Below are 24,951 nucleotides of genomic sequence, written 5' to 3' on the forward strand. Positions count from 1 at the left end.
ATCCACGCATGGCGTGGATCTACTGGCCACCGGCCCACTGTCGAAGGCGGGGTACTGTGGGTTTGCGGGGTGTGAGCGGCATGGGCCCGAGGCATGTCTCGGGCGGGTTGGGCCGGACGCCCAACCCCGGTCTTGCCGTGTGCGCAGGACAGCGCACACGAGCAAGCCGCGACCAAGCCCCCATGGATGGGTTTACGGCGTCCCCGCAAACCCACAGTGCCTCGCAATCCCACGGAATGTCCGCTGTTGCTGTTGCGTCGGCTGTTGCCTTGGCTTGAAGCAGGTGCAGGGCTGCAAGCCCTGCCAACCCCCCCACTACGGTAGGGTGGGCCGATGCCGCGCTGCAGCTTGGCGCCGCCGCAGATTTGATTACACTTGAAACTTGTTTGCCCACGACTCCGGACACCCACCCATGAAGCTTGGTTCTTTGAAGGAAGGCGGCCGCGACGGCACCCTGATCGTCGTCTCGCGTGACCTGCGCCACGGCGTGCGCGCCACCGGCATTGCCGCCACCCTGCAGCAGGCCCTGGAGGACTGGAGCCACATCGCGCCGCGCCTGAACGCCCTGTACGAATCGCTCAACGCGGGCGACGCCGATGGCGTGTTCGACCTGGATCCGCAGGCGCTGGCCGCGCCGATGCCGCGCGCCTATGAGTTCGTCGATGGCAGCGCCTACCTGCCGCATGTCGAGCGCGTGCGCCGCGCCCGTGGTGCCGAGGTGCCGGAGAGCTTCTACACCGACCCGCTGATGTACCAGGCGACCAGCGCCGGATTCTACGGTCCGCGCGACGCGGTGAAGGTGGTCAGCGAGGACTACGGCATCGACCTGGAAGCGGAGATCGTGGTGATCACCGACGACGTGCCGATGGCCGCTACTCCGGCACAGGCCGCAGGCCATATCCAGCTGGTCGGCCTGGTCAACGATGTCTCGCTGCGCAACCTGATTCCGGGCGAGCTGGCCAAGGGCTTCGGCTTCCTGCAGTCCAAGCCGCGCTCGGCGCTGTCGCCGGTGTTCGTCACCCCTGACGAGCTGGGCGCCGCGTGGCAGGACAGCAAGGTGCACCTGCCGCTGCTGACCCACATCAACGGCCAGTGGTTCGGTGCACCGGAAGCGGGCGTGGACATGCAGTTCAATTTCGCCCAGCTGGTCGCGCATGCGGCCAAGACCCGTCCGCTGGGCGCCGGCACCATCGTCGGCTCGGGCACCATCGCCAACGAAGACACCAGCAAGGGCGCATCGTGCTTCGCCGAGCAGCGTGTGGTCGAAACCCTGCGCGACGGCAAGCCGAGTACGCCGTTCATGTCGTTCGGGGACGTGGTCCGCATCGAGATGCTCGATGCCGCCGGCAACAGCATCTTCGGTGCGATCGAGCAGCGCATCGAACAGGCGACCAGGCCCTGAGCAGGGAGGCGGCGATGGAGATCCCGGTCGACGACGGCATCGTGCTGTACACCTACTGGCGATCCAGCGCCGCCTACCGCGTGCGCATCGGCCTGGAGCTGAAGGGCCTGGCCTGGGAAGCCCGGCCGGTGCACTTGGTGCGCGACGGTGGCGAGCAGCACCTGGACGCCTATCGCGCGCTCAATCCGCAGCAGCTGGTGCCAACCCTGCTGCATGACGGGCATGCACTGACCCAGTCGCTGGCGATCCTTGAATACCTGGAAGAACGCTTCCCGCAGGTGCCGCTGCTGCCGGCCGATGCCGCCGGCCGTGCGCGGGTGCGTGCGCTGGCCCAGCTGGTGGCCTGCGATATCCACCCGATCAACAACCTGCGGGTGATGCAGTACCTGGAGCGCACCCTGCAGCTGCCGGCCGACGCCCGCACGCAGTGGACCCTGCACTGGATCGCCGAGGGTTTCACTGCGATGGAAGCGATGCTGGCCAACAGCAGCGCGACGGGCACCTTCTGCCACGGTGACCGTCCCGGCCTGGCCGATATCTGCCTGCTGCCGCAGCTGTACAACGCGCATCGCTTCGGCCTGGACCTGACGCCGTACCCGACCCTGCGCCGCATCGAAGCGGCGTGCCAGGCAGTGGACGCCTTCGACCACGCGCGCCCGGAAAACCAGCCCGACGCCGCCTGAAAGAAAAAGGGGACGGAGGGGATTAAGTCGTATGTGCACTTACGACTTAATCCCCTCCGTCCCCTTTTTCGTGCGGTCAGAACCCGTGGGTGATGCTTGGCTGCCCGGCCGAGAAATCGGCGTACGGGTCGTGCTCGCCGCTGCTGCCCTCGGACAGGCGGAACTTCAGGGCCAGGCCATCGCGCGAGTCGGCCGCGCGCAGCGCTTCCTCCTGCTCGATGATGCCCGCCTTGGCCAGCCGGAACAGGCACTGGTCGAAGCTCTCCATGCCTTCTTCCAGCGAGCCTTCCATCGCGGCCTTGATCTCGTGCACCTGGCCGCGGCGCAGCAGGTCGCGGATCATCGGCGTGTTGATCAGCACCTCGGTGGCCGGCAGGCGACGGCCCTCCTTGTTCTTCACCAGGCGCTGGCTGATCACCGCACGCAGGTTCAGCGCCAGGTTCATCAGCACGTTCTTGTGCGCGCTTTCCGGGAAGAAGTTGAGGATGCGCTCGATGGTCTGGTCGGCGTTGTTGGAGTGCAGGGTGGCCAGGCACAGGTGGCCGGTTTCGGCGAAGGCGATCGCCGCCTCCATCGTCTCCGCATCCAGGATCTCGCCGATCAGGATCACGTCCGGCGCTTCACGCATCGCATTCTTCAGCGCGTTGTGGAAGGCATGGGTGTCCAGCCCGACCTCGCGCTGGTTGACGATCGACATCTTGTGCTTGTGCAGGTACTCGATCGGGTCCTCGATGGTGAGGATGTGACCGGTGGTGGTGCTGTTGCGGTGGTCGATCATCGACGCCAGCGAGGTGGACTTGCCGGAACCGGTGGACCCCACCACCAGCACCAGCCCGCGCGGGGTCATGATGACGTCCTTCAGCACCTGCGGCAGGTTCAGCTCCTCGATGCTCGGGATGCGGCTGCGGATGGCGCGGATGACCATGCCCACTTCGCCGCGCTGCTTGAACACGTTGACGCGGAAGCGCCCGGCATCGGGCAGGGCGATGGCCATGTTGAGCTCCAGCTCGCGCTCGAACTGCGGCACCTGGCCTTCGTCCATCAGCGAGTAGGCGATCTTCTTGACCATGCCCGGCGGCAGGCCGGTGTTGCCCAGCGGATAGAGCTTCCCCTCGATCTTGATGTAGACCGGTGCCCCGGTGGTCAGAAACATGTCCGAAGCGTTCTTTTCGGTCATCAGCTTCAGGAAGTAGCCGATATCCATTGCGAATTTTCCCCAACGAAACGGCCGACGCCCGTTGCCAGCACGGTGTCGGCTTGACGACAATGGCCGTGAACCGACAACCGGTACGGCCTCCCCAATGAAACGACTTAGCTTCGCACGAATGCGCCATGGCCTGTATGTGATGGCGTTTGCATTCGCACTGTCTGCTCCCGCCTGGGCGCAGGACGCCGCGCTGGAACTGGCGCAGGCCCGGCAGGCGGTCGACAAGGCCACCCAGGCCGATGCCGACCAGTACGCCCCGGACCTGATCGGGCTGGCCCGGCAGGGGCTGGAGCAGGCCCAGCGCGCCGCCGGCGACCGCCGCGAGCGCAAGAACGCCCCGGCGATGGCCCTGCGTGCCGCCGCCGATGCCGACCTGGCCCGTGTCCGCAGCGAGGAAGCCACCGTCACCGCGCAGCTGCAGCTGCGCCGCAACGAGGTCAACCAGCTGCAACGCCAGCTGTCGACCGGGGAGGACCGCCGGTGAAGCCGATGACCGCCGCAACCCTGGCTGCGCTGCTGGCGCTGCCGACCCTGGCCATGGCCGCCGACAACCCGATGGTGGCGCAGCTGAGCCAGCGTCTGATGGCCATCCAGGCCAATCCCGACACGGCTGAGCTGGGCGCCTTCGAGCGCATGCAGGCCCAGCAGGCCATTGCCACCCTGGACAAGGCCAAGCGCCGTGACCAGGAACTGGCCACCTACCTGGCCGAGCGCCGGGTGGAGATTGCCGAGACCGCCGTGCGTACCGCACTGGCCGCGCGTGAGGTCGATCGTCTCGAACGCACCCGCAGCGACCTGCTGATCGAGGCCAGCCGCCGCGATGCCGCCCGTGCCCGCCAGGAGGCCGAGCAACTGCGCATGCAGGCGCAGATGCAGGCCGAGGAGGCTGAGCGCCTGCGCCAGGCCGCCGAGGCCGAGACCCTGGCCCGGCAGGACGCCGAGAACGCCCTGACCAGTGTGGCTGGCAAGCAGCAGCAGCGCCTCAGCGCCGCCCAGCAGAACGCCGCCAAGCTGGCCCGCGAGGAAGCCGAGCTGGTGTCCGGGCAGAAGCTGCCGGGCTCGAAGTTCGATGGCCGTGGCGAGGTCTTCACCTTCAGTGGTGACGCATTCGCCGCCGGCGCCTCCAGCCTGTCCGGTGGCGCCCGCAACCAGGCCAAGGCACTGGCCGAGTACCTGAACATCGGCAAGAAGGGCCGCCTGCGCATCGAGGCCTACGACAGTGCCAACGGCGTCGGCCAGAAACGCGCCGAAGCGCTGCGCGACGCCCTGGTCGCGGCCGGTGTCGCCAGCAACCGGATCCAGCTCAGCGGCAAGAAGGCGGCGTCCACCCGGGCACGCTCGGCCGAGGTCATCATCGCCCCGTAATTGCTTGATATTGTTTGTTTTTCGTTGCGATGAGCATTCAGCCTGAACCCCGCCCCGGCGGGGTTCGGTCTTTTTGCCGCAGGGGTCTTGTACCCCGCCTTGAGCAGGCGTAGGGTCAATCGTCCGGGACGCAATGCCGCGGACCGGACGATGGGAGGGCCGGGCCGATGCAAACAGGGCGCGAACCGCAGCAGATCGACGTGCGCAGGCCAGTGCCGCAGGTCGTTGCAGGCGTCCAGGTGGGCATCGACCGGCGCTCCTCCATGAACAACGCCCCGTGCCTTGAGGCCGGGGCGTTCGTGTATCTGTCGAAGGAGGTCCATCATGTTTGAAGATCAGCCCCAGAGCGAGATCGACGCCCGTCGCGCGCGTGATCCGGAGTTCAGGGCACTCCATGACCAGCACCGCAAGTTGAACAAGAAGTGCATGGACGCGGAGTTGGGTGTACTCCCGATCGATGATGTCACCCTGGGTCGCATGAAGCGCGAGAAGCTGCTGGCCAAGCAACGACTTCTGCGAATGTACGAAACACCGCTCCCAACGACGTCCCCCACGCTTTGACGCACCCCGTCGCGCCCGGAACGGCGTGACCCGGCCATCGATGGCCCCGCCGGGCGCTCCTGCCCCGGCATCGCGGCACCGCCGATGAGGCGGCCGCGCCAAGGCACCACAAGCGGTGGTGCCTTGGCCTGCAGGCACAACTCACCGATGCGGGCGGTACCGGTCTCCTCGTCGATCCGGGGCCGTCCGCATCTCTTTTTTACGGTGGATGGGCTGCGGCCCTGCCGACCTGACTTTCATCGCCATCCGTCGGATAATCATCGGTCCGGCCCTGTGCGGCGCGAACCGAAAGTCCTCCGAATGCCCATCCATTCTTCCGTCCTCGAACTCATCGGCCAGACCCCGATCGTCAAGGCCCAGCGCCTGGACACCGGCGTCTGCGAGCTCTACCTGAAGCTGGAGAGCGCCAACCCGGGCGGATCGATCAAGGATCGCATCGGCCTGTCGATGATCGAGGCGGCGGAAAAGCGCGGCGACCTGAAGCCGGGCGCCACCCTGGTTGAAGGTACCGCCGGCAACACCGGTCTGGGCCTCGCCCTGGTGGCCCAGCAGAAGGGCTACCAGCTGATCTTGGTCGTTCCCGACAAGATGAGCCGCGAGAAGATATTCAACCTGAAGGCGATGGGCGCCGAAGTGCGCCTGACCCGCTCGGACGTGGCCAAGGGCCATCCGGAGTACTACCAGGACCTGGCCAAGACCATCGCCGAGCAGACCCCGGGCGCCTACTTCATCAACCAGTTCGGCAACCCGGACAACCCGGCCGCGCATGAATTTGGTACCGGCCCGGAAATCCTCGAACAGATGGGCGGTGACCTCGACGCCATCGTGTTCGGCTGTGGCAGTTCAGGCACCATGACCGGCCTGTCGCGTGCCTTCGCCAAGCTGTCGCCGAAGACCGAACTGGTGCTGGCCGATCCGGTCGGTTCGATCCTGGCCGAGTACATCAACGACGGCAATCTCAACGACAAGTCGGGCAGCTGGCTGGTGGAAGGCATCGGCGAGGACTTCCTGCCGTCGATTTCCGATTTCAGCCGCGTCAAGAAGGCTTATGCCATCAGCGACGCCGAGAGCTTCCACACCGCACGCGAACTGCTGGGCAAGGAAGGCATCCTGGGTGGCTCGTCCACCGGCACCCTGCTGGCCGCCGGCCTGAAGTACTGCAGGGAGCAGACCACGCCGAAGAAGGTGCTGGTGCTGGTGCCGGACACCGGCAACAAGTACCTGTCGAAGATGTACAACGACTACTGGATGCTGGACAACGGTTTCCTGCAGCGCCCGCAGCACGGCGACCTGCGCGACCTGATCCTGCGTCCGTACGGCCAGCGCGACACCGTGGTGATCGGTCCGAACGACCTGCTGACCACCGCCTACCAGCGCATGAAGCTGTACGACGTGTCGCAGCTGCCGGTGATGGACGGCGAGCAGCTCGTCGGCATCGTCGACGAGAGCGACGTGCTGCTGCACGTCTATGGTGATGAGGCACGCTTCCGCGACACCGTCGCCACCGCGATGGTCAGCAAGCTGGACCGGCTGGACGTGAAGTCGCCGATCGAGGCGCTGCTGCCGGTGTTCGACCGCGGCCAAGTGGCGATCGTGATGGACGGCGACACTTTCCTGGGCCTGATCACCCGCATCGACCTGCTGAACTATCTGCGCCGTCGCGTGCAGTAAGCCGCTGATCGCTGCAGATCACCGCTGAATTCCGGTTTATTTGCGTCAAAGCTCGTTAAGGCTGCGCTGATAGACTCCCGATCCTTTGACGGCGCCGCACGCCGGCGCCATTCAGGAAACGACATGTCCAACACCTCCTCGCCCGACCGTGCGCTGGCCCTCGCCACGCTGGCCATCCACGGCGGCCAGTCGCCCGACCCCAGCACCGGCGCGGTGATGCCGCCGATCTACGCCACCTCGACCTATGCACAGTCCAGCCCGGGCGAGCACCAGGGCTTCGAGTACTCGCGCACCCACAACCCGACCCGCTTCGCCTATGAGCGTTGCGTGGCGTCGCTGGAAGGCGGCACCCGCGGCTTTGCCTTCGCCTCGGGCATGGCGGCCAGCTCGACCGTGATCGAGCTGCTGGACGCCGGCAGCCACGTGGTGGCGATGGACGACATCTACGGCGGCAGCTTCCGCCTGTTCGAGCGCGTGCGTCGCCGCACCGCCGGGCTGGATTTCAGCTTCGTCGACCTGACCGATCTGGCCGCGTTCGAGGCATCCATCACGTCGAAGACGAAGATGGTGTGGATCGAGACCCCGACCAACCCGATGCTGAAGATCGTCGACATCGCCGCGGTCGCTGCCATCGCCAAGCGCCATGGCCTGATCGTGGTGGTCGACAACACCTTCGCCTCGCCGATGCTGCAGCGTCCGCTGGAACTGGGTGCGGACCTGGTCCTGCATTCGGCCACCAAGTACCTCAACGGCCATTCGGACATGGTGGGCGGCATGGTCGTGGTCGGAGACAACGCTGAACTGGCCGAGCAGATGGCCTTCCTGCAGAACTCGGTGGGTGGCGTGCAGGGCCCGTTCGACAGCTTCCTGGCCCTGCGTGGCCTGAAGACCCTGCCGCTGCGCATGAAGGCGCACTGCGCCAATGCGCTGGCCCTGGCGCAGTGGCTGGAGAAGCACCCGGCCGTGGAAAAGGTGATCTACCCGGGCCTGCCGTCGCACCCGCAGCATGAGCTGGCCGGCAAGCAGATGGCCGGTTACGGCGGCATCGTTTCGATCGTGCTCAAGGGCGGTTTCGAGGCGGCCAAGCGCTTCTGCGAGAAGACCGAGCTGTTCACTCTGGCCGAGTCGCTGGGCGGCGTGGAAAGCCTGGTCAACCACCCGGCAGTGATGACGCATGCCTCGATTCCGGTCGCGCGGCGGGAGCAGCTGGGCATCAGCGACGCGCTGGTAAGGCTGAGCGTGGGTGTGGAGGATCTGGGGGATCTGCAGGTGGATCTGGAAAGGGCGCTGGCGGGCGCCGCGGAATGAGCGGCATCCAAGCCGAGTTCGGCAGTTCGCCGGGTGCGCTCGTCCGCAGCTTGGTCTCCAATCGCATGCTGATCTGGCAGTTGACCCAGCGTGAGGTCATCAGCCGGTATCGAGGTTCGGTCTTCGGGCTGGCGTGGTCCTTCTTCAATCCATTGTTGATGCTGGCGGTCTACACCTTCGTTTTCTCGGTGGTGTTCAAGGCGCGCTGGGGCGTGGAAACCAGCAACCATGGTGATTTCGCCGTAATCCTGTTCGTCGGCATCATCGTCCACGGCGTGTTCGCCGAGTGCATCAACCGTGCCCCGGGGCTGATACTCAACAGTGCCAGCTACGTGAAGCGCGTCGTGTTCCCGCTGGAGACCCTGCCGTGGGTCGCGATGGGTGCCACCCTGTTCCATTCGATGGTTTCGGTGGTGGTCCTGCTGATCGCCCAGCTGCTCCTGCGCGGCTCGATCCCGCTGACCGCACTGTGGCTGCCGGTGGTGATCCTCCCGTTGGTGGTCGGCACCATGGGTGTGTCCTGGCTGCTGGCGGCACTGGGTGTCTACCTGCGTGACATCGGCCAGGTCACCGGCATCGTCACCACGGTGATGCTGTTCATGGCACCGGTGCTTTATCCGGTGCAGGCCCTGCCGGAGACGCTGCAGCCGTACATCTATCTCAACCCGCTCACGTTCATCATCGAACAGGCACGTGAGGTCCTGCTGTGGGGTCATGTCCCGGACTTCATCGGGCTGGGCAAGTACGCAGTAGGCGCTGCGCTTGTCGCGTGGTTCGGTTTTGCGACGTTCCAGAAAATGCGCCGGGGGTTTGCCGATGTCCTCTGATCCCTCCAGTGATGTCGCGATCCGGGTCAGCGGCGTCACCAAGTGCTTCCAGATCTATGACCAGCCGCACCAGCGGCTGAAGCAAGCTGTGCTGCCGCGCCTGCGTCGTGCCGCAGGCCTGGCGCCGCGCCGCTACTACGACGAGTTCTGGGCGCTGAAGGGCGTTGATTTCGAAGTGAGGCGCGGCGACACGGTCGGCATCATCGGCCGCAACGGGTCGGGCAAGTCGACGTTGCTGCAGATCATCTGCGGCACCCTGCAGGCCACCTCCGGAACGGTCGAGGTCAAGGGGCGCGTGGCGGCCCTGCTGGAACTTGGCGCGGGTTTCAACCCGGAATTCAGCGGACGCGAGAACGTCTACCTGAGCGCCTCGATCCTCGGATTGACCCGCGAGCAGATCGACGCCCGGTTCGACGACATCATTGCCTTCGCCGACATCGGCAGCTTCGTCGACCGGCCGGTGAAGACGTACTCCAGCGGCATGTACGTGAGACTGGCGTTCGCGGTCATCGCGCACGTCGATGCGGACATCCTGGTCATCGACGAAGCGCTGGCCGTGGGCGACGCCATCTTCGTGCAGAAGTGCATGCGCTTCCTGCGCAAGTTCCGCGAAACCGGCACGCTGCTGTTCGTCAGCCATGACACCTCCTCGGTGCTCAATTTCTGCCAGAGCGCGGTGTGGCTCAACCGTGGCGACATGGTCATGCACGGTACTGCCGAAGACACCTGCAACGCCTACATCGAGTACTGCTCGCAGGAGGTGTACGGCGACACGGTGAAGCTGACCTCGCGCCAGGCCTCGCGTGATGCGGCGCCGGCAAAGCCGCGGTCCAAGGCCCAGGTGGAGCAGGACACGCGTCTGGAAATGTTCGATAACGTTGCCAATTCGGCTGGCTGGCAGTCCGGTGTCGCCAGCATTGATTCGGTGCTGCTCAGCGATCCCCAGGGCGAAACCCTCACCTCGTTCGCCGGTGGCGAGGATGTGCTGCTGCGCGTGCGGGCCACTGCACACCAGGCGCTGTCCAGCCCGTTGATTGGTTTCTTCGTGAAGGACCGGCTGGGTCAGTCGCTGTTCGGCGAGCACACCTTCACCTACATCCAGCCGCCGATGCAGGTCGAGGCCGGGACGACGCTTGAGGCCAGTTTCCGCTTCACGTTGCCGATGCTGCCCAACGGCGATTACTCGATGACCGTTTCCATTGCCGACGGTGATCCGTTCGCCAACACCCAGCATGCGTGGCTGCATGACGCGGTGCTGATCAAGGTCGCCTCGCCCAAGTTGCGTTATGGCCTGGTGGGCATCCCCTTCGATGAGGTCACCATGAAGCGGGTAGGGGGAGCGGAATGAACCATGGCTTTATCCCGCCGCTGACCACCGACGATCCGCGCGTCAGCATTGGTCGCTTCACCTACGGTGGTGCCACCTTCAAGCTGTGGAGCGCCGGCGAGCGCATCGAAGTGGGGGCGTTCTGTTCCTTCGCCGAAGACGTGCTGATCTTTGGTGGCGGCGAGCATCGCATGGATTGGGTCACTACTCATCCGTTGCGCATTGCGTTCAATTCGCCAGGTGCGGGCCAGGACGGGCATCCGCACAGCAAAGGCGTGACCCGCATCGGCAACGATGTGTGGATCGGCCATGGCGCGCTGGTTCTCTCCGGAGTGACTGTGGGCCACGGCGCCTGCATCGGCGCCGGTGCTGTGGTCAGCAGGGACGTCCCGCCCTACGCTATCGTCGCGGGCAACCCCGGCCGTGTTGTGCGCATGCGCTTCAGTGAGGCGCAGATCGAGCAGTTGCTGCAGATAGCCTGGTGGACCTGGCCGGTGGAGCGGATCAAGCAGTTTGAATCCCTGCTGTGCAGCCCAAGCATCGACGCATTCATTACGGCCGCACTGGCCGACCCGGACGCTGCGGCGTCGCTCACGTGATAGAGACTGAGATGATCGATTTCCCGTTGTCGCCGAACATGCTGATGATGCCCCGCAAGCTCCCGCACAGCGCGTGGCTTGGGCACATTCCGTTCGCCAGCTGGCTGGTGGAAGTGGTGCGGCCAAAGAGCATCGTGGAGCTGGGTACGCACAACGGCGCCTCGTTCCTTGCCTTCTGCCAAGCGGTGGAAACCCAGCAGGTCAGTGCGCGGGTGTTCGCGGTGGATACCTGGGAAGGCGACGAGCATGCCGGTTTCTACGGCAATGAGATCTATGCCGAGCTCCGCGATTACCAGCAGCGCCACTACGCTGGCATTTCCGAGATGATGCGGATGCGCTTCAACCAGGCGCTGGAGTACTTCGCGGATGGATCGGTCGATGTCCTGCATGTGGACGGTCTGCACACCTACGAAGCCGTCCGCGAAGACTTCGAGACGTGGCGCAGAAAGCTGTCGCCGCGCGCGGTGGTGTTGTTCCACGACAGCTGCGTGCGCGAGCGCGGATTTGGCGTGTGGCAGTACTGGAGCGAGATATCCTCGCAGTTCCCGTCGTTTGAATTCACCCACACCCATGGGCTCGGCGTGCTGCTGGTGGGCGAGGAGCAGCCGCAGGCACTGCTGCAACTCGCCCAGGCTGCGCGTGATGGCCTGTTCGCTACCATCAACCAGTTCTTCGATGCCTTGGGTCGCAACATCAAGAACGTGGAAGAGATCGAACGGGTGAACCACGGCCTGGCCGCCGCCCATGGCGAGATCGGGCGGCTCAACGCCGAGGAAGCACGCCTGCGCGCACTGCTGGAAAAGAGCAGCTACGCCACCGAGGAGCATTACGCGATAGTGGAGTCGCAGTTGCCGAGCCTGGCCCAGGGCCTGTCACTGCTGGAGCGTCGCGTTATCGAAGGGATGAGCGAGACGCGCCAGGCACTGGACCATTCCCGTGAAGCCTCGGTCGCCAATGTGGTGGCGTCGGTGATCCCGCGCCTGGACGAGCAGGACCGGAAACTCAATCTCCTCGTGCGCCCGTGGTGGCGCCGTGCCCTTGGCCGCTGAACAAACAGGATCCCGCAAGGCACCTACATGTCCATCGACAAGACCCTACTCAAGCGTGGCCTCAAGCGGGTGGCGGCAAAGGTGCTGTCCATCAACTGGTTCGCACCGGTTCCCGATCGCCTGAAGCTGCTGGTTGCCCGTCGGGCGGGGTGCTGTGACTGGCACTGGTACGCGCGCTTCATCCTGCGTTCGCCCGGGGCGGCCGCCGAAGGCCCCAGCCACTTCCTGTCCTTTGGCAATGCCGAAGGGAAGTCACCGAGCCCGCTGTTCGACCCTGCGTGGTACTGCGCGCGTTTCGGCCTCAAGGCGTCCCCGCTTGATGCCCTGATGCAGTACCTGTTCATCGGCGACCGCCTCGGCCTGGCACCCAGCCCGTGGTTCGATCCGCGCTACTGCCGGCGCACCGCACCGTCGTCCAGCGGCCTGCGGCCGGTGCTCGGCCAGTACCTGGTGGATTACCACAACTCGGGAACGCCACACCCATTGTTCGACCAGGACTGGTACCTCAACCAGTACCCGGACGTGCGCGACAGCGGCGCCAATCCGTTGGTGCATTTCCTCTATGACGGCATTCCCGAAGGACGCCTGGCCAATCCGTACTTCGCGCCGGCGTGGTATCTGGAAACCTATCCGGATGTGGGAGGCAACGACCCGTTCGCACATTTCTTCGCGCATGGCGCGGCGGAAGGACGCAGCCCGGGGCCAGAATTCAACGCGCGACAGTATCTGGACCAGAATCCGGATGTTGCGCTGACCGGCATGAACGCGCTGGCGCACTACCTGGCGGTGGGTCGCCGCGGTGGTCGCGAGCTGGGCAAGCGTCCCTTCTCGCTGTGCGATCTTGCCGCGCCCGTGGCGCCTGCCGACGCGCCGCTCCAGGACGGCGTGGTCGACATCGTCCTGCCGGTCTACCGCGGCCTGGAAGAGACGCGCAACTGCATCGATTCGGTGCTGCGCTCGCACAACCGCAGCCGTACCCGGCTGCACATCTACAACGACTGCTCGCCCGAGCCGGAAGTGACCGCCTACCTGCGTGAGCTGGCCAGCCGCGAGCAGTCGGTACGCCTGGTCGAGAACCCGCAGAACCTGGGCTTCGTGCTGACCGTCAATGCCGGCATGGCGCACGCCCTGCAGCAGGCCGACAGCATCGGTGCTCTCCTGCTCAACAGTGACACGATCGTGACCGGTGACTGGGTCGACCGCATGGTTGCCCACCTGGGGGCCAATGTCGGCTCGGTCACGGCGCTTTCCAACAACGCTACGATCTGCAGCTATCCCCAGCTGGGCGCCAACGCGCTGCCGAAGGAGATGGATGCGTCGGCGCTGGACCACCTGACCCGCCGCATCAATGCCGGTGTGGCCGTGGATGTTCCCACCGGCGTCGGCTTCTGCATGCTGATCTCCCGCGCCGCGCTGGAAAAGGCCGGCCTGTTCGATGCCGAGGCTTTCGGCAAGGGCTACGGCGAGGAGAACGACTTCTGCATGCGCTCGGGTCGTCTCGGTTTCCGCCATCGCTTGGCCATGGACGTGTTCGTCGAACACGTGGGTGAAGTGAGCTTCGCCGACGACAGCAAGCCCGGCAAGATCATCGCGCAGAAGATCATCGACGAGCGCTACCCCGATTACGGTTCGCAAGTTGCCCGGTTCTGTTCGATGGATCCGGGCTTCTCGGCGCGCGTGCGGCTGACCCTGGAGGTCTGGAAGGCGAGGGCGCGTCCGGTCTCGGTGCTGTTGACCCACACCTGGGGCGGAGGCACCGAGCGTGCCGTGCAGGCCATGCGTGCCTCGCTGGCCGAAACCGGCGAAGTGGTGATCGTACGGCCGATGGAGGACAACAACGGGTCGGGGCTGGTCAGCGTCAGCCATGCATCGGACTTCGATGGCTTCGAGTTCCTGTTCCGCTACCGCACGCCCGACGAGCTGGCCGCGATGCTGCAGGCACTGGGCACCGGGACGCTGCAGATCCACCATCTGGTCGGGTTTGGCCCGTCGGTGCGTCGCGCGGTGGCGCTGACCGGGCTGCCCTACAGCTTCCACGTGCATGACAACTATGCGATCTGCCCGCAGATCACCCTGACCGATGCTACCGGCAACTACTGCGGCGAGCCTGGTGAAAACGGCTGTGACAGTTGCATCGCCGAGCGCCCGTCCAACGGCGCGGCGGACATCCGCAACTGGCGCGCCAACAACCAGTGGCCGCTGCTGGGTGCACAGGCAGTGTTCGCACCGAGCCGGGATGCGGCGCAGCGCATGCAGCGCTACACCGGCATTTCCGTGCAGACCGTTTACCACGAGTCGAGCATCGACACGAATCCGGGCCGGCTTGGGCGAGGCGCGCGGCCGTACCGGGTGCTGCTGCTGGGTGTGATGGCCGCGCACAAGGGCTTGAATCACCTGCTGGCCATTGCCGAGGAAGCGCGACGTATGCGTGCACCGCTCGCGTTCCACGTGATCGGCTATCCACAGACGGACGTACCCAAGAACCCGGGATTCAGCTGGAGCGGTCCCTATGCGGAGCAGGACCTGGACGAGCTGATCGAGGCGCACGACCCCGATGCGTTCCTGTTTCTTTCCCAGGCCCCGGAAACCTATTCCTACACCCTGTCGCACGCCCTGCGCGATGGCCGGCCGATTGCCGCCAACCGCCTCGGTGCGTTCACCGAGCGGCTGGAAGGCGTCCCCAATGCACTGATGCTGGCCCATGACGCGACTGCGGCCGATGCGGTACAGGCGCTGGTGACGTGGCTGGAAGGTCTGTACGAAAAGGAAACCGCATGAAACAGCGATTCGGCACGGAGCGGCGTCCTGCGCTGCGCTCGCAGTACGCCTTGCGGATTGCAGTGATCCCCGAGCGCTACGGCACGGTGATGTCGCCGTGCGCGAGCATCCGTCTGCACGCGTTCACCGAGCGCTTCGCTGCCGATGTCCGCTACCTGATGCCGGAAGAGATCGCTGCATTCAAACCGCACGCCATCCTGTGGAACCGGGGAGCGATCGAGGACGCCGACCGGATCGAGCAGATGGCCGTACTGGCCAGAAGGATCGGCGCGCGGCTGATCTATGACATCGACGACAACCTGTTGGCGATGGATGAGCACCCCGAGCGCGATGCATACGCAAAGCTGATCAGCGCCGTGCGTGCGTCGATCGACGTGGCTGATGAAGTCTGGTGCTCGACGGAGATACTGGCATCTGAAATCCGGTCTGCCGGCGGTAACGCCGTTCTCATGCCAAACGCCCTGGATCCGGACCTATGGGGTGCCCCGCGCACGCCAGTGCAACCAATGCCGAAGTTGAAACTGGTGTACATGGGTACAAGGACCCACGACGAGGACTACGCATTCCTGCAGAGGGTGCTGGGTCGTCTGCAGGCATCGCGCCCTGGCAGCTTTTCGTTGACCCTGATCGGGGTGAATGCGGCGTCGGTAGCACTGCCTGACTGGGTCGATGTGCAGTCGCCGCCAGCTCATGTAGGAGCATCTTATCCCGCGTTCGTGCGCTGGTTCGTCGGCCAAGGCCCATTTGACCTCGGCCTGGCACCGTTGATGGCCACCACGTTCAATCGGGCAAAGAGCGGCATCAAGGTGCTTGATTACGCCGCGATCGGCGTGCCTACGCTTGCGTCGGACGTCCCTGCATACAGTGCCGGGGCAGTCGGTGACTGCTTGCTGGTCGAGAACGACGAAGGGGCATGGCTGGATGTCCTGCAGCAGGTGGTCGACAGCAGGGCCATCCTGGAGCCGATCCGGCAACGTATCCAGCATTGCGTTGGTGAAGGGCATTTTGCCGAGGCGGTTGAACGGCGTTGGTTGCGCATCACTGCCTGACGTGACGCCACCTGCGGGAGATCCGCAGGTGGCGCCTTGGATCAAGGCGTCAGGTTCGGCATTGCGATCCACAGAAACGAACAGGCGCCCAGTACCACGGCTGCAGCCACGGCATGATGTGCCAGCCGCTCGAGTTGCGAGCCTGGTCTCAGGTGTGAGAGTTGGGCGCCGAGCAGTACACAGATGCCGAGCACGTACCTGCCTTGTGCCTGGAAATCATAGGTCCAGCTGTGCAGCAGGGACGCGCCCAGCAGGCTGACCGCCGCGCCGGCAGCCAGCAGGAGCTGGCTGCGTCCCAGTTGCAGCGGCTGCGACGTCGCTGCAGTGCATAGCGCCAGAAGCACCAGCAGCGTAGTCAGTCCCCAGATCGCCTGGTAATAGGCCAGTGGAGCGTAGTACTGCATGTAGCCGTAGACGCCGAACAGGCTTTTGGCCGTGGCCACCTGCCATAGCAGGGGAGGCTGGAGCATCTGCGGGAGCGAATAGCCCTGTTCGTACATGCGAAGGCCGGGGGACGGTGCCGCGTCGCTGGGCTTGAAACCGGGAGCTGCATGGACTTCACGTAGATGATCGACCAGCTCCGCCTTCTGCGAGCCACTGCCGTTGCGCAGGACATCCACTGCGATCCATGGAGCTGCCAACGCCAGAGCCAGCGCAAACAGCGCGCCGAGGCGGTAGGCAGGCGCCAGCATCCGGCTGCGGGCAAGTCTCCAGCCGTCGTAAGCCAGGATCATCACCGAAGTGGCGGACAGGACGGCCAGGAGCCAGCCGAGTCCGTAAGCTTGATGAAGTGCGTGTCCTCCGGCCGCCCACAGAATTCCCGACGTGCAGACGATCGCCATGGCGAGCGACGAGCGGACGGGCAGGCGCAATCCGGCTGATGCCAGCGTGGTGGCGATGAAGACCGCGACTGGCCAATAGTTCCGCTTGGAGATGATAAGCAGGCCCAGGCACAGCGCGAACAGCAGGGCGTGCACGATCACCACCCGCTCGGCGTGGCGCTCACCCAGCAGGTAGCTGCGCAGCGGACTCTCGCGTGTCAACGCAATGCCTGCAGCAAGGCTTGCGGCGGCCAGAGGAAGCGCATCGCCGTTCATGTACGAAAAGACATACCACGCCTGCGGCGTGACCAGGACCGGTACGAGAGTGAACGGCGAGAGACGCAGCAGGAAAACGGCTGCGATCAGTAATAGCAATATCGATGCCTGATAGAGCCTGAATCCCTGACGTTCGGTCAGACCAGCCTGCGCTGCGACGTTGCTCGCTTTGCCTGCGAACAAATACGTCACGTTCCATTCGGCGAGATAGCTGACGCCGTAGGGACTCGCCTGGTACGAGGGCAGCATCTCCGGCGAATCAAGCGCCGGCGGCAGCCAATGACTGTTGAAATAACGTGCACCCGCCTCATGCAGATCCTCGTCAGGGCTGACCGAGGGAGAGAGGGTGGCAAACCCTGCGAGCGCGAGCACCAGCGATGCGCAGATCAGTGATGGCCATGCATAGCTACCGGTATGAGCCATCTGCAGGCCCATCGCAATCGCAAGACAAAGGCCGAGGCCGACCCAGGCCAGCCGGGCAAGTCGATGCTGCAAGCGCGACGCATTTTCCGCAGGCGTGGGAAGTGCCATCACCAGTTGCGGGTCGCCAGCATCTGGCAGCACCTGGTAGCGCCCATCCTGGCCTAGCGCTTCGATGGGAACGAGCTCGTTCAGATGGGTCGGGACAAGCGGGGCCACAGCCGAGGGCATTGAGCCCTCGATCCGCACATCGCGTACAGCGACGGTCGACGCGCTGGTGGGAGGATCCAGGCGAAGCGTGAATGTACGTCCCGGTGGGAGCTGCAGCTGCAGATGCGAGCTGCCTGCGGGCAGCTCCCGCGTCACTGACCCGGCCTCGGAGAAACCATTGCCCTGGTCGAAGAAGACCTGCAATGAGCCGGCAGCCGGCAGTTCCACGTCGAGCGTGAGCTCGGCATTGCTGTACCGGCGGGAGCCCGCCAGCACGACCAGCAACGCGGCGATGACCAGAACGATTAGTTGGCCTCTACGGAACCGAGCCAACCCCTGCCACCAGCTGGAACACTGATGGAGCAATCCGGCGGCCGGTTGGGAGGCGCTTGTCATTCCGCCATGCCCAGGACTTCATCGGCGGCTGCGAAGATCGCATCGAGATGATCCTCAACGCCGATCCACAACGGCATGCGGACCAGCCGCTCGCTGAGCTCGTTGGTGTTGCGCAGATCGCCGTGTGTACGCCCTGCCTGCAGTCCAGCCGGGGCGGAATGCAGCGGGATGTAATGGAACACGGTCTGCACGCCGCGGGCCTTCATTTCGCTTATGAATCGCGTGCGGGCATCGAGGTCCGGGAGCAGCATGTAGAACATATGCGCGTTGTGCTGGCAGTCGTCCGGCACGACCGGCCGACGCAGGTGGCCGGCGGCCTCATGCGGAGCCGCCCACTGCTGATACCGCTCCCAGATTGCCAGTCGACGCGCGGTGATCTGGTCTGCTTCCTCTATCTGCGCGCAGAGGAACGCCGCGGTGATCTCACCGGGAAGGAACGATGAGCCAACATCGACCCAGGTGTACTTATCGACCTGTCCGCGGAAGAAGCGGCTGCGATTCGTGCCCTTCTCGCGCAGGATCTCGGCGCGCTCGCCAAACTCAGCGTCACGACAGAGAAGAGCACCGCCTTCCCCCGAGATGATGTTCTTGGTCTCATGGAAGCTGAAGGCGCCCAGCTCCCCGATGGTGCCCAGTGGCCGCCCCTTGTAGCTGGACATGATGGCCTGGGCAGCATCTTCGACAAGCGCCAGCCCATGACGTGCAGCGATGTCGACCAGGGTATCCATCTCACATGCGACGCCCGCATAGTGGACTGCGCAGATGGCCCGGGTGCGCGGGGTGATCGCTGCTTCGACCAGGCGTTCATCCAGGTTCAACGTGTCTTCACGGATGTCGACGAACACCGGGACCGCGCCCCGCAGAACAAACGCGTTGGCGGTGGAAACGAAGGTGTAGGACGGCATGATCACTTCGTCACCGGGCTGCAGGTCGAGCAGCAGCGCCGCCATCTCCAGCGCGGCCGTGCAACTGTGGGTCAGCAGCGCCCGCTGCGCCCCGGTGCGCTGCTCCAGCCAGGCGTGGCTGCGCTTGGTGAACTGACCGTCGCCGGACAGGTGGCCGTTGGCGTGCGCCTGCGCAATGTGCCAGAGCTCACGACCAGTCATGAAGGGCTTGTTGAAGGGAATCAAGAGTGTGCCTCGCAGGGTGGGCGTTGGAATAGTGTCAGGCGACCGATCGTGACAGCACGACCACACCCAGCATGATGATCAGCGTTCCGGCGATCTTGTATCCGTCCAGCTGCTCCCGGAATATCACGCTGGCAAACAGCGCGACCAGGAAGAAGTTGATCGCCATGTACGGGTAGGCCCGGCTGATCGGCATCTTGCTGATGGCGGCCATCCAGCACAGGGACGCGCCGAAGGCCGCCGCAAAGGCGGAAATGACCCATGGCTTGAGCAGCAGTTGCAGCACGTTCAACGGCTGCAGCGGCGCGGAAAGCAGGTGGCCGTGGACGCCTACCTGCCACTTCAGGATCAGCTGGCCGTAGACCGTCAGCATGATCGTCAACGCGATGAAGAGGTAGCTCATCGTCTCAGTTCCCTGGCAGGGTGATCTTGCGGGTCAGCACGTCCAGCAGGTCGGTGCCGTCCCAGACCGGGTGGAAGTCGAGTGCGCGGCCGAAAGGCACGATGCGGTCGATGGCACGATTACCGAGCCGGTCAAGCAGCTTGATCAGCGATTCCCGCGGGAAACCCTGCACGACGAGCGTCTGGTCGCGATCATCCAGCTGTGGCGCCAGTGCTTCCAGCGTGTCCAACTGAACGTCCACCACCAGCCCGTGGCCACTCTGCAGCTCGCGCAGGTTTCCATCGGCGCGGGCAGCATCGAGCGTAAGGGGATAGGTGCCCAGTGACGTGCCCGAATGCAGCCCATCGGAGGAGAGTGCGGCCATCAGGTGGGCATCGGTCACCCGGGCCATCATCGCGGCGGGCTCATCTGCGACGGCGCCGGATTGCGAGCGTACCGCAGGCCAGAACCGTGCACGCGCGGCCTCCACTGTTTCCTGCGCGCCAACCCAGTACAGGGTGCGGGGTGAAGAGCACGCCTGCTGGCCGAACCAGAGAACATCGTTGACGAACCGGTGGGCAAGCTGCTGCAGGTCCGCGTCGCTGCTCTGCAGTACATGCGCGGCATCGATGGCTGCCACACCGAATCGATCCGGGAAGGCGAGTTCAACGGCCAACGGCGCCAGCGGCAAGGAACGGATCTTGGCGACCGTTGCGTCGCCGCCCCAGATGATCCGCGCATGGCAGCTGCGGGAGATCAACGTAGTCACCGCGTCATCATGCGGATAGGTCAGCAGCACGCTGCGCTGCAGGACGTCGGCATGCAGCCCTTCCTCGCGCATGGCGTGCAGGATCGAGACCAGTGCCTCGCGTTGGGGACTGTGCTTCTGCGACAGGCGGGCTACGTTGCGATTGCCGGCCAGCACGGACATCAGCCAGGCATAGGCGAACAGCACATCGACGTTGGCCGGCGCAAGATGGAACACCAGGCCACGTGCCAGCAGGTGTTCGGTGGACGGCGCCAGCAGGCGCCGCGACAGCTGCTCCTGCGCCGCCGGACGGAACCAGTGCGCCAGCGTCGCCAGTTCGGGATGCTCGCGCAGCACCGGCAGCGCGAACACACGTCGTGCGAAATCGGCAACGAACGCGCGCGCCTCCGCACTGAAGGGTGACAGCGGCGGCAGCGTGGCCAGGCGCGCCAGCTGATCCGGCAGCGCCGCGTCTGCGTCAATGGAGAACAGGATCTGTGTCATGCGCGGGGTACCGTTCGTGTGTCGCTGCAGCCGCGGACTTCAACGTTCTTGATGCGGCCCAGTACGCTGAAATGCTTCCCGAGTCGACCGCAAGGGCAATCGTCCTCGCCGTGGATCACGCCCAGGTCTTCGGTGAGCAGGCTGTGCCCCGGGTAACTGCCAGGCAGCAGGCTCAGCACCTGCACGGCACCTGCGGTTCCATTGGCTGTTGGGCTGAGATCCTGCAGGTCACGAATGATCACATCGGCATAAGCCGGTGCATGAAGATGACCGTGCTCGCACTCGAAGAAAATCGATCCGACCTGCTCGACCATGCCGTAATAATTGTGGACGCGATCAATACCGAAGGTGCTGGAGAGCGAGGCCTTGTAAGCGGCATTGTCGACCTTCTGTTCGTCCATCTTCTTCCAGCCGCCGCCATGCACCAGCATGCTGCCTTCGGGGAAGCGCAGCGTTACGCCGTCGCGTGCGGCAGCCTGGACAAAGGACTGCCAGACGATGAAGGTGAAGCCGAACAGCAGTACCGGTTCGTCCGGGGCGTTGGCCAGCCAGTGCGCCAGAGCTGCCCAGTCGGGCTGCAGCTGTTCGTCGAGCAGGTACAGATGGTCGCGGCCGAAGTTGGAGAAGCCCAGGATGCCGGCTGCGCGCGCGTTGAAGCGGCTGCGATCGCGCAGGAACGAGTCGTCGTCGATCACCAGCATGCGCATCCGGCGGTTGCCGGCAAAGTGGGAGAAGATCCGCGTCAGGGCGCGGGTCTGCGCGCGTGCGGTTTCCGCGTCGAGGAAGATCCTCGAGACGGCAGCGCCCGTGGTGCCGCTGGAAACCAGCGTGCGCAGTACCTGGTCGTCGGCGACGCTCTTCAGGTCGATCTGCTTGAACAGCCGGACCGGCAGCCAGGGCAGCGATTCCAGCGAGTCCGCCTGGCCGCCGCGCCACAATGCATCGAGCATGGCGCGGTAGGGCGGGCAGGACAGGTGGTGATGCCGGGTGAGCGACTGCAGGCCGTCCAGCAGCCATTCGCGCTTGGCCTGGCGGCCCAGCCCATAGACCTCCGCTTCCAGCGCAGCCGCTGCCAGCGAACTGTCCGTGCCTGCGTTCATTGACGTGCTCCTTGCGCGGCGAGCTGCCGCAGCGACAGATAGTCGATCTTGCCGCTGGACAGCAGCGGCAGCGAATCCAGATGGATGCAGCGGACCAGGCCGCCGAACAGCTTGTAGCGCGCCTGCACCAGTTGGCGGACGTTGTCCTGCGCAGCGGGGGCATCGCCATGGCTGAATACGACCAGATCGTCGTCATTGCCCGAGCAGGCGATCTGACGGCCGAGCGCGGTCGACAGCATCGCTTCCACTTCGTCGAGATTGACGCGGTTGCCGGAGATCTTCAGGAACCGTTTGGCGCGCCCGGTGATGTAATGGAACCCTTCGTCATCCACACGGGCCAGATCGCCCGTGCGAAGCAGGCCGTGCAGTTCGTCGGGGCGCGCAAGTCCTTCGCGCGAGGTGGCATAGCCCATCATGACATTGGGCCCCTCGTAGACCAGTTCACTGCTTTCCGCATCGACATGCATACGACCACCCGGCACCGCAACGCCGATGCTGCCGATCTTGTCCAGCAGCCGCTCGGAGGGAACATAGCTGATGCGGGGCGAGGCTTCGGTCTGGCCGTACATGACGAAGAACTGCAGGCCGTGGTCCTTGGCAGACTCGGCAAAATGCTGGACCAGTTCGTCGCGCAGGCGGCCACCGGCCTGGGTCAGCATGCGCAGGCTGGGCAGCTGCAGGCGCGCAAGGCCCATGCGGCGCAGTATTTCGTAGGTGGCCGGAACCCCGGACAGGGAGGTGACCGCATTGCCGCGTGCGGCTTCCCAGAACTCGCGGGTCATCAGGCTGTCTTCGCTCAGCACCACGCAGCCACCACAGCCCAGATGGCTGTTGAGGATGGACATGCCAAACGAATAGGCCAACGGCAATGTGGTGATGGCGCGGTCTTCGGGACCCAGGCCGAGATAGGCAACGATCGATGCCGTGTTCGCGGCCAGGCCCTGCGCGGACAACCGCACCAGCTTGGATGAACCCGTACTGCCCGATGTGCTCAGCAGCAGCGCCAGGTCGCCATGCGGCGATGGGAGCGTGAGGTGGGTTTCGCGCAGGTGGATGCCCAGAGTGCCTGCGACATGCACCGTCCGGTAACCCGCCGGCGCCGTGCCCGGCATGGCAAGCCAGTCCGGCGCGTACTGGGTCAGCAGCGCGTCCAGCAGCTCCGGGTCGACATCGGGCTGGATCAGCAGGGGTACCTGACGGGTACTGCGCAGGGCGCCCAGATAGAGCGCGACCGCGTCGATCGTGCTGGGCATCGCCAGCACGCCCATGCCCCGCCCGGCGGGCAGGTGCGTGGCCAGGGTATCGGCCAGCACGCCCAGTTCGTCATAACTGAGCGTCCGTGTTCCCTCGATGAGCGCAGTGCGGTTGCCGTGCGCCAACTGCCAGAACTGCATTCAGACCACCATCTGTCCGTCGATGCCGATGATCTGGCCTGTGATGTAGGCGGAGCTGTCGCCGAGCAGGAACGCGACCAGCTCGGCCACTTCGCGCGGCGTTCCTGCGCGGCCCATGCCGATCGATTCCACCCGCTTGGCGTGGGCGGCCTGCGGCATGGCGCGGGTCATGTCGGTATCGATGAAACCCGGCGAAATCGCATTCACGCGAATGCCCTTGGCAGCCAGTTCCTTCGACGCGGATCGGGTTGCACCGACCAGTGCCGCCTTGCTTGCCGAATACAGGCTCAATCCTGCAGCGCCATTGACGCCCATGATCGAGACGAGGTTGACGATGCTGCCCTTCCGGGTTCGCGCCATCAACCGGCTTGCATACTGCATCATCATCAACGGCGCTTTGACATTCACCGCCAGCACGCGGTCGATGTCTTCGGCACGGATCATGCCCAGAAGACCTTCGTGCAGGACCCCTGCGTTGTTCACCAGCCCATCCAGGCGGCCGAACTGGTTGAATATCTGCTTGAACACGGCGGCCACCGCATCGACGTCGGCCAGATCGATGACCGCGACCATCGGTTCCGGTGCCCCCTGTGCGGTGACCTCGGCGGCGAGCGCGCGCAGCGCGTCGTCATCGCGCGCGACGATCACCAGCTGGACGTGCTGTGCTGCCAGCAGTTCGCAGATGGCCCGGCCGATGCCTCGCGAGGCCCCGGTAACCACGACAACGGGAGCGTGGGTGCCCGTCATTGTCAGACAGCAGCGCCGTGCTTGCGCAGGATTTCGCGCGCCTTGCCGACCGAGCTCATGTCGATCACTTCGTCCATGTCGATCATGACGTTGAACGCTTCTTCCAGTGCGGCGACCACGGACATGTGCGCGATCGAATCCCACTGCGGAATGGTGTTGTAGCGCAGTTCGTCAGTCACCTGGGAGGCATCGATGCCCAACACGCGGGCGAACACGGCTACAACCTGGTCTTCGTTGCTGGAGTTGCTCATAGGAATTTCCGGAACCCGTTAAGAGATGAATTGAATTGGAAGCCAAGCCGGGCATACAGATTGATGATGCCGGTATTGGCGGCGGACACCAGCGTCGTGCAGCGCTGGATATCCCTGGTAGCCAGCGATTGCAGGGCAGTGATCCATAGCGGCATGGCCAGCATGGCGTACGGGGCGGCTGCACCTGTCAGCAGCAGCTCTGCCCTGTGCTCGTCGGCGAAGACTCGTTCTGCATGGAAGCCAATGACACGGCCGCGTGATTCCGCGGTTTGGACCAGCTGGGCGTTGACCAGGTCCTCGATCCAGTTGGCGGTGCGAAGACGTGCGTCTGCAGGGTCGATGGCAGGGTCTTCCAGAAAACGGCCATGCCCGAAGTCGTCGGCGGCGATGGACCGCAGCAACGGAATGTCCGCAGCAATGGCCGGCCGCAGCGTAGGCAGCATCCCGCGCGGGACCGCAGGCAGTTGCCCCATGCCGCTGCGTGACACGGTCAGTGACGTTTCAACGAACTGGAAGCCACAGCCGAGCACCGCAGCACGCAACGCATGCGCATTGGCATCGATGCGACCGAACAGGTAGTGGACACCCTGCTGCCTGGCCCAGGCCTGGGCCTGGTCCAGCATTGCGGCCGCCTGGTCCGTGGTGGCCGCATCCAAACGGACGATCTCGGCAGTGGTGCAGCCCAGCGCGCGCTCATCCCAGGGCGTCAGGCGCGCCTCGACCACGCTGCCGCCTGCCTGCAGAGACAA

23 protein-coding genes are annotated in these 24,951 nt (G+C 64.9%); 13 read left to right on the plus strand and 10 right to left on the minus strand.

Annotation, left to right across the window (positions count from 1 at the left end; translation table 11 throughout):
• Window positions 1-412: 412 nt before the first annotated feature.
• Window positions 413-1,402: a fumarylacetoacetate hydrolase family protein gene (locus N5D91_RS02415; RefSeq protein ID WP_153856227.1), complete on the plus strand. Its 990-nt coding sequence runs from the start codon at window positions 413-415 to the stop codon at window positions 1,400-1,402.
• Between the two features lie 14 nt (window positions 1,403-1,416).
• Window positions 1,417-2,085, plus strand: a complete 669-nt coding sequence (gene maiA / locus N5D91_RS02420; RefSeq protein ID WP_110710961.1) for a maleylacetoacetate isomerase — start codon at window positions 1,417-1,419, stop codon at window positions 2,083-2,085.
• Window positions 2,086-2,161: 76 nt separating this feature from the next.
• Here the strand turns inward: maiA and N5D91_RS02425 are convergent, their stop codons facing one another.
• Window positions 2,162-3,289, minus strand: a complete 1,128-nt coding sequence (locus tag N5D91_RS02425) for a PilT/PilU family type 4a pilus ATPase (protein ID WP_032127971.1) — start codon at window positions 3,287-3,289, stop codon at window positions 2,162-2,164.
• A gap of 121 nt (window positions 3,290-3,410) precedes the next feature.
• Here N5D91_RS02425 and N5D91_RS02430 point away from each other — a divergent pair, with 121 nt between their 5' ends.
• The 11 genes from N5D91_RS02430 to N5D91_RS02480 all read left to right on the plus strand — a co-directional run bounded on the left by N5D91_RS02430 (window position 3,411) and on the right by N5D91_RS02480 (window position 15,826).
• Entirely contained in the window at window positions 3,411-3,776 is a 366-nt protein-coding gene (locus tag N5D91_RS02430) for a DUF4398 domain-containing protein (RefSeq protein ID WP_005415160.1), read from the plus strand.
• Entirely contained in the window at window positions 3,773-4,657 is an 885-nt protein-coding gene (locus N5D91_RS02435; RefSeq protein WP_164162109.1) for a hypothetical protein, read from the plus strand. Before N5D91_RS02430 ends, N5D91_RS02435 begins: the two co-directional genes overlap by 4 nt.
• Before the next feature lie 324 nt (window positions 4,658-4,981).
• A complete protein-coding gene (locus tag N5D91_RS02440) occupies window positions 4,982-5,218 on the plus strand; it encodes a YdcH family protein (protein WP_005407964.1) in 237 nt (78 codons plus the stop codon).
• Window positions 5,219-5,518: 300 nt separating this feature from the next.
• Entirely contained in the window at window positions 5,519-6,889 is a 1,371-nt protein-coding gene (locus N5D91_RS02445) for a pyridoxal-phosphate dependent enzyme (protein ID WP_153856229.1), read from the plus strand.
• Window positions 6,890-7,012: 123 nt separating this feature from the next.
• Window positions 7,013-8,197 (plus strand): cystathionine gamma-synthase, encoded by a 1,185-nt coding sequence (locus tag N5D91_RS02450; RefSeq protein ID WP_153856230.1) that lies wholly within the window; start codon window positions 7,013-7,015, stop codon window positions 8,195-8,197.
• Window positions 8,194-9,024, plus strand: coding sequence for an ABC transporter permease (locus tag N5D91_RS02455; RefSeq protein ID WP_153856231.1), 831 nt, complete (start codon window positions 8,194-8,196; stop codon window positions 9,022-9,024). The genes N5D91_RS02450 and N5D91_RS02455 overlap by 4 nt, the downstream gene beginning before the upstream one ends.
• On the plus strand, window positions 9,014-10,372 hold the full coding sequence (locus tag N5D91_RS02460) for an ABC transporter ATP-binding protein (protein ID WP_153856232.1): 1,359 nt from the start codon (window positions 9,014-9,016) through the stop codon (window positions 10,370-10,372). Before N5D91_RS02455 ends, N5D91_RS02460 begins: the two co-directional genes overlap by 11 nt.
• Window positions 10,369-10,950, plus strand: a complete 582-nt coding sequence (locus tag N5D91_RS02465) for a CatB-related O-acetyltransferase (protein ID WP_153856233.1) — start codon at window positions 10,369-10,371, stop codon at window positions 10,948-10,950. The genes N5D91_RS02460 and N5D91_RS02465 overlap by 4 nt, the downstream gene beginning before the upstream one ends.
• A gap of 11 nt (window positions 10,951-10,961) precedes the next feature.
• Window positions 10,962-11,999, plus strand: coding sequence for a class I SAM-dependent methyltransferase (locus N5D91_RS02470; RefSeq protein ID WP_153856234.1), 1,038 nt, complete (start codon window positions 10,962-10,964; stop codon window positions 11,997-11,999).
• Between the two features lie 27 nt (window positions 12,000-12,026).
• Window positions 12,027-14,777, plus strand: coding sequence for a glycosyltransferase (locus tag N5D91_RS02475; protein ID WP_180855364.1), 2,751 nt, complete (start codon window positions 12,027-12,029; stop codon window positions 14,775-14,777).
• On the plus strand, window positions 14,774-15,826 hold the full coding sequence (locus tag N5D91_RS02480) for a hypothetical protein (RefSeq protein WP_153856236.1): 1,053 nt from the start codon (window positions 14,774-14,776) through the stop codon (window positions 15,824-15,826). The genes N5D91_RS02475 and N5D91_RS02480 overlap by 4 nt, the downstream gene beginning before the upstream one ends.
• Before the next feature lie 41 nt (window positions 15,827-15,867).
• Here N5D91_RS02480 and N5D91_RS02485 read toward each other — a convergent pair whose 3' ends face one another.
• From N5D91_RS02485 to N5D91_RS02525, 9 genes are all read right to left on the minus strand, one after another.
• Window positions 15,868-17,838 (minus strand): hypothetical protein, encoded by a 1,971-nt coding sequence (locus tag N5D91_RS02485; RefSeq protein WP_153856237.1) that lies wholly within the window; start codon window positions 17,836-17,838, stop codon window positions 15,868-15,870.
• A 107-nt stretch (window positions 17,839-17,945) separates the two neighbouring features.
• Complete coding sequence (rffA, locus tag N5D91_RS02490; protein ID WP_153856359.1) at window positions 17,946-19,079, minus strand: dTDP-4-amino-4,6-dideoxygalactose transaminase; 1,134 nt, start codon at window positions 19,077-19,079, stop codon at window positions 17,946-17,948.
• Window positions 19,080-19,113: 34 nt separating this feature from the next.
• Entirely contained in the window at window positions 19,114-19,479 is a 366-nt protein-coding gene (locus tag N5D91_RS02495) for an EamA family transporter (RefSeq protein ID WP_057496716.1), read from the minus strand.
• Window positions 19,480-19,483: 4 nt separating this feature from the next.
• Window positions 19,484-20,710, minus strand: coding sequence for an acyl-CoA reductase (locus N5D91_RS02500; RefSeq protein WP_057496715.1), 1,227 nt, complete (start codon window positions 20,708-20,710; stop codon window positions 19,484-19,486).
• Entirely contained in the window at window positions 20,707-21,810 is a 1,104-nt protein-coding gene (locus N5D91_RS02505) for an acyl-protein synthetase (protein ID WP_153856238.1), read from the minus strand. The genes N5D91_RS02500 and N5D91_RS02505 overlap by 4 nt, the downstream gene beginning before the upstream one ends.
• Window positions 21,807-23,204, minus strand: coding sequence for an AMP-binding protein (locus N5D91_RS02510; RefSeq protein WP_153856239.1), 1,398 nt, complete (start codon window positions 23,202-23,204; stop codon window positions 21,807-21,809). The genes N5D91_RS02505 and N5D91_RS02510 overlap by 4 nt, the downstream gene beginning before the upstream one ends.
• Window positions 23,205-23,951, minus strand: a complete 747-nt coding sequence (locus N5D91_RS02515; protein WP_164162107.1) for an SDR family NAD(P)-dependent oxidoreductase — start codon at window positions 23,949-23,951, stop codon at window positions 23,205-23,207.
• Window positions 23,952-23,953: 2 nt separating this feature from the next.
• Window positions 23,954-24,202, minus strand: coding sequence for an acyl carrier protein (locus N5D91_RS02520; protein WP_057496711.1), 249 nt, complete (start codon window positions 24,200-24,202; stop codon window positions 23,954-23,956).
• Window positions 24,199-24,951 (minus strand): hypothetical protein, encoded by a 753-nt coding sequence (locus N5D91_RS02525; RefSeq protein ID WP_180855365.1) that lies wholly within the window; start codon window positions 24,949-24,951, stop codon window positions 24,199-24,201. Before N5D91_RS02525 ends, N5D91_RS02520 begins: the two co-directional genes overlap by 4 nt.

Source organism: Stenotrophomonas sp. GD03794, assembly GCF_029842145.1.
Lineage (GTDB): Bacteria > Pseudomonadota > Gammaproteobacteria > Xanthomonadales > Xanthomonadaceae > Stenotrophomonas > Stenotrophomonas riyadhensis.

Excerpts from the sequence above, each read along its gene's own strand:
- N5D91_RS02415 (WP_153856227.1), top strand. The coding sequence starts at position 413 with ATGAAGCTTGGTTCTTTGAAGGAAGGCGGCCGCGACGGCACCCTGATC.
- maiA (WP_110710961.1), top strand. The coding sequence starts at position 1,417 with ATGGAGATCCCGGTCGACGACGGCATCGTGCTGTACACCTACTGGCGA.
- N5D91_RS02425 (WP_032127971.1), bottom strand. The coding sequence starts at position 3,289 with ATGGATATCGGCTACTTCCTGAAGCTGATGACCGAAAAGAACGCTTCG.
- N5D91_RS02430 (WP_005415160.1), top strand. The coding sequence starts at position 3,411 with ATGCGCCATGGCCTGTATGTGATGGCGTTTGCATTCGCACTGTCTGCT.
- N5D91_RS02440 (WP_005407964.1), top strand. The coding sequence starts at position 4,982 with ATGTTTGAAGATCAGCCCCAGAGCGAGATCGACGCCCGTCGCGCGCGT.
- N5D91_RS02445 (WP_153856229.1), top strand. The coding sequence starts at position 5,519 with ATGCCCATCCATTCTTCCGTCCTCGAACTCATCGGCCAGACCCCGATC.
- N5D91_RS02450 (WP_153856230.1), top strand. The coding sequence starts at position 7,013 with ATGTCCAACACCTCCTCGCCCGACCGTGCGCTGGCCCTCGCCACGCTG.
- N5D91_RS02455 (WP_153856231.1), top strand. The coding sequence starts at position 8,194 with ATGAGCGGCATCCAAGCCGAGTTCGGCAGTTCGCCGGGTGCGCTCGTC.
- N5D91_RS02460 (WP_153856232.1), top strand. The coding sequence starts at position 9,014 with ATGTCCTCTGATCCCTCCAGTGATGTCGCGATCCGGGTCAGCGGCGTC.
- N5D91_RS02465 (WP_153856233.1), top strand. The coding sequence starts at position 10,369 with ATGAACCATGGCTTTATCCCGCCGCTGACCACCGACGATCCGCGCGTC.
- N5D91_RS02470 (WP_153856234.1), top strand. The coding sequence starts at position 10,962 with ATGATCGATTTCCCGTTGTCGCCGAACATGCTGATGATGCCCCGCAAG.
- N5D91_RS02475 (WP_180855364.1), top strand. The coding sequence starts at position 12,027 with ATGTCCATCGACAAGACCCTACTCAAGCGTGGCCTCAAGCGGGTGGCG.
- N5D91_RS02480 (WP_153856236.1), top strand. The coding sequence starts at position 14,774 with ATGAAACAGCGATTCGGCACGGAGCGGCGTCCTGCGCTGCGCTCGCAG.
- N5D91_RS02495 (WP_057496716.1), bottom strand. The coding sequence starts at position 19,479 with ATGAGCTACCTCTTCATCGCGTTGACGATCATGCTGACGGTCTACGGC.
- N5D91_RS02500 (WP_057496715.1), bottom strand. The coding sequence starts at position 20,710 with ATGACACAGATCCTGTTCTCCATTGACGCAGACGCGGCGCTGCCGGAT.
- N5D91_RS02505 (WP_153856238.1), bottom strand. The coding sequence starts at position 21,810 with ATGAACGCAGGCACGGACAGTTCGCTGGCAGCGGCTGCGCTGGAAGCG.
- N5D91_RS02510 (WP_153856239.1), bottom strand. The coding sequence starts at position 23,204 with ATGCAGTTCTGGCAGTTGGCGCACGGCAACCGCACTGCGCTCATCGAG.
- N5D91_RS02515 (WP_164162107.1), bottom strand. The coding sequence starts at position 23,951 with ATGACGGGCACCCACGCTCCCGTTGTCGTGGTTACCGGGGCCTCGCGA.
- N5D91_RS02520 (WP_057496711.1), bottom strand. The coding sequence starts at position 24,202 with ATGAGCAACTCCAGCAACGAAGACCAGGTTGTAGCCGTGTTCGCCCGC.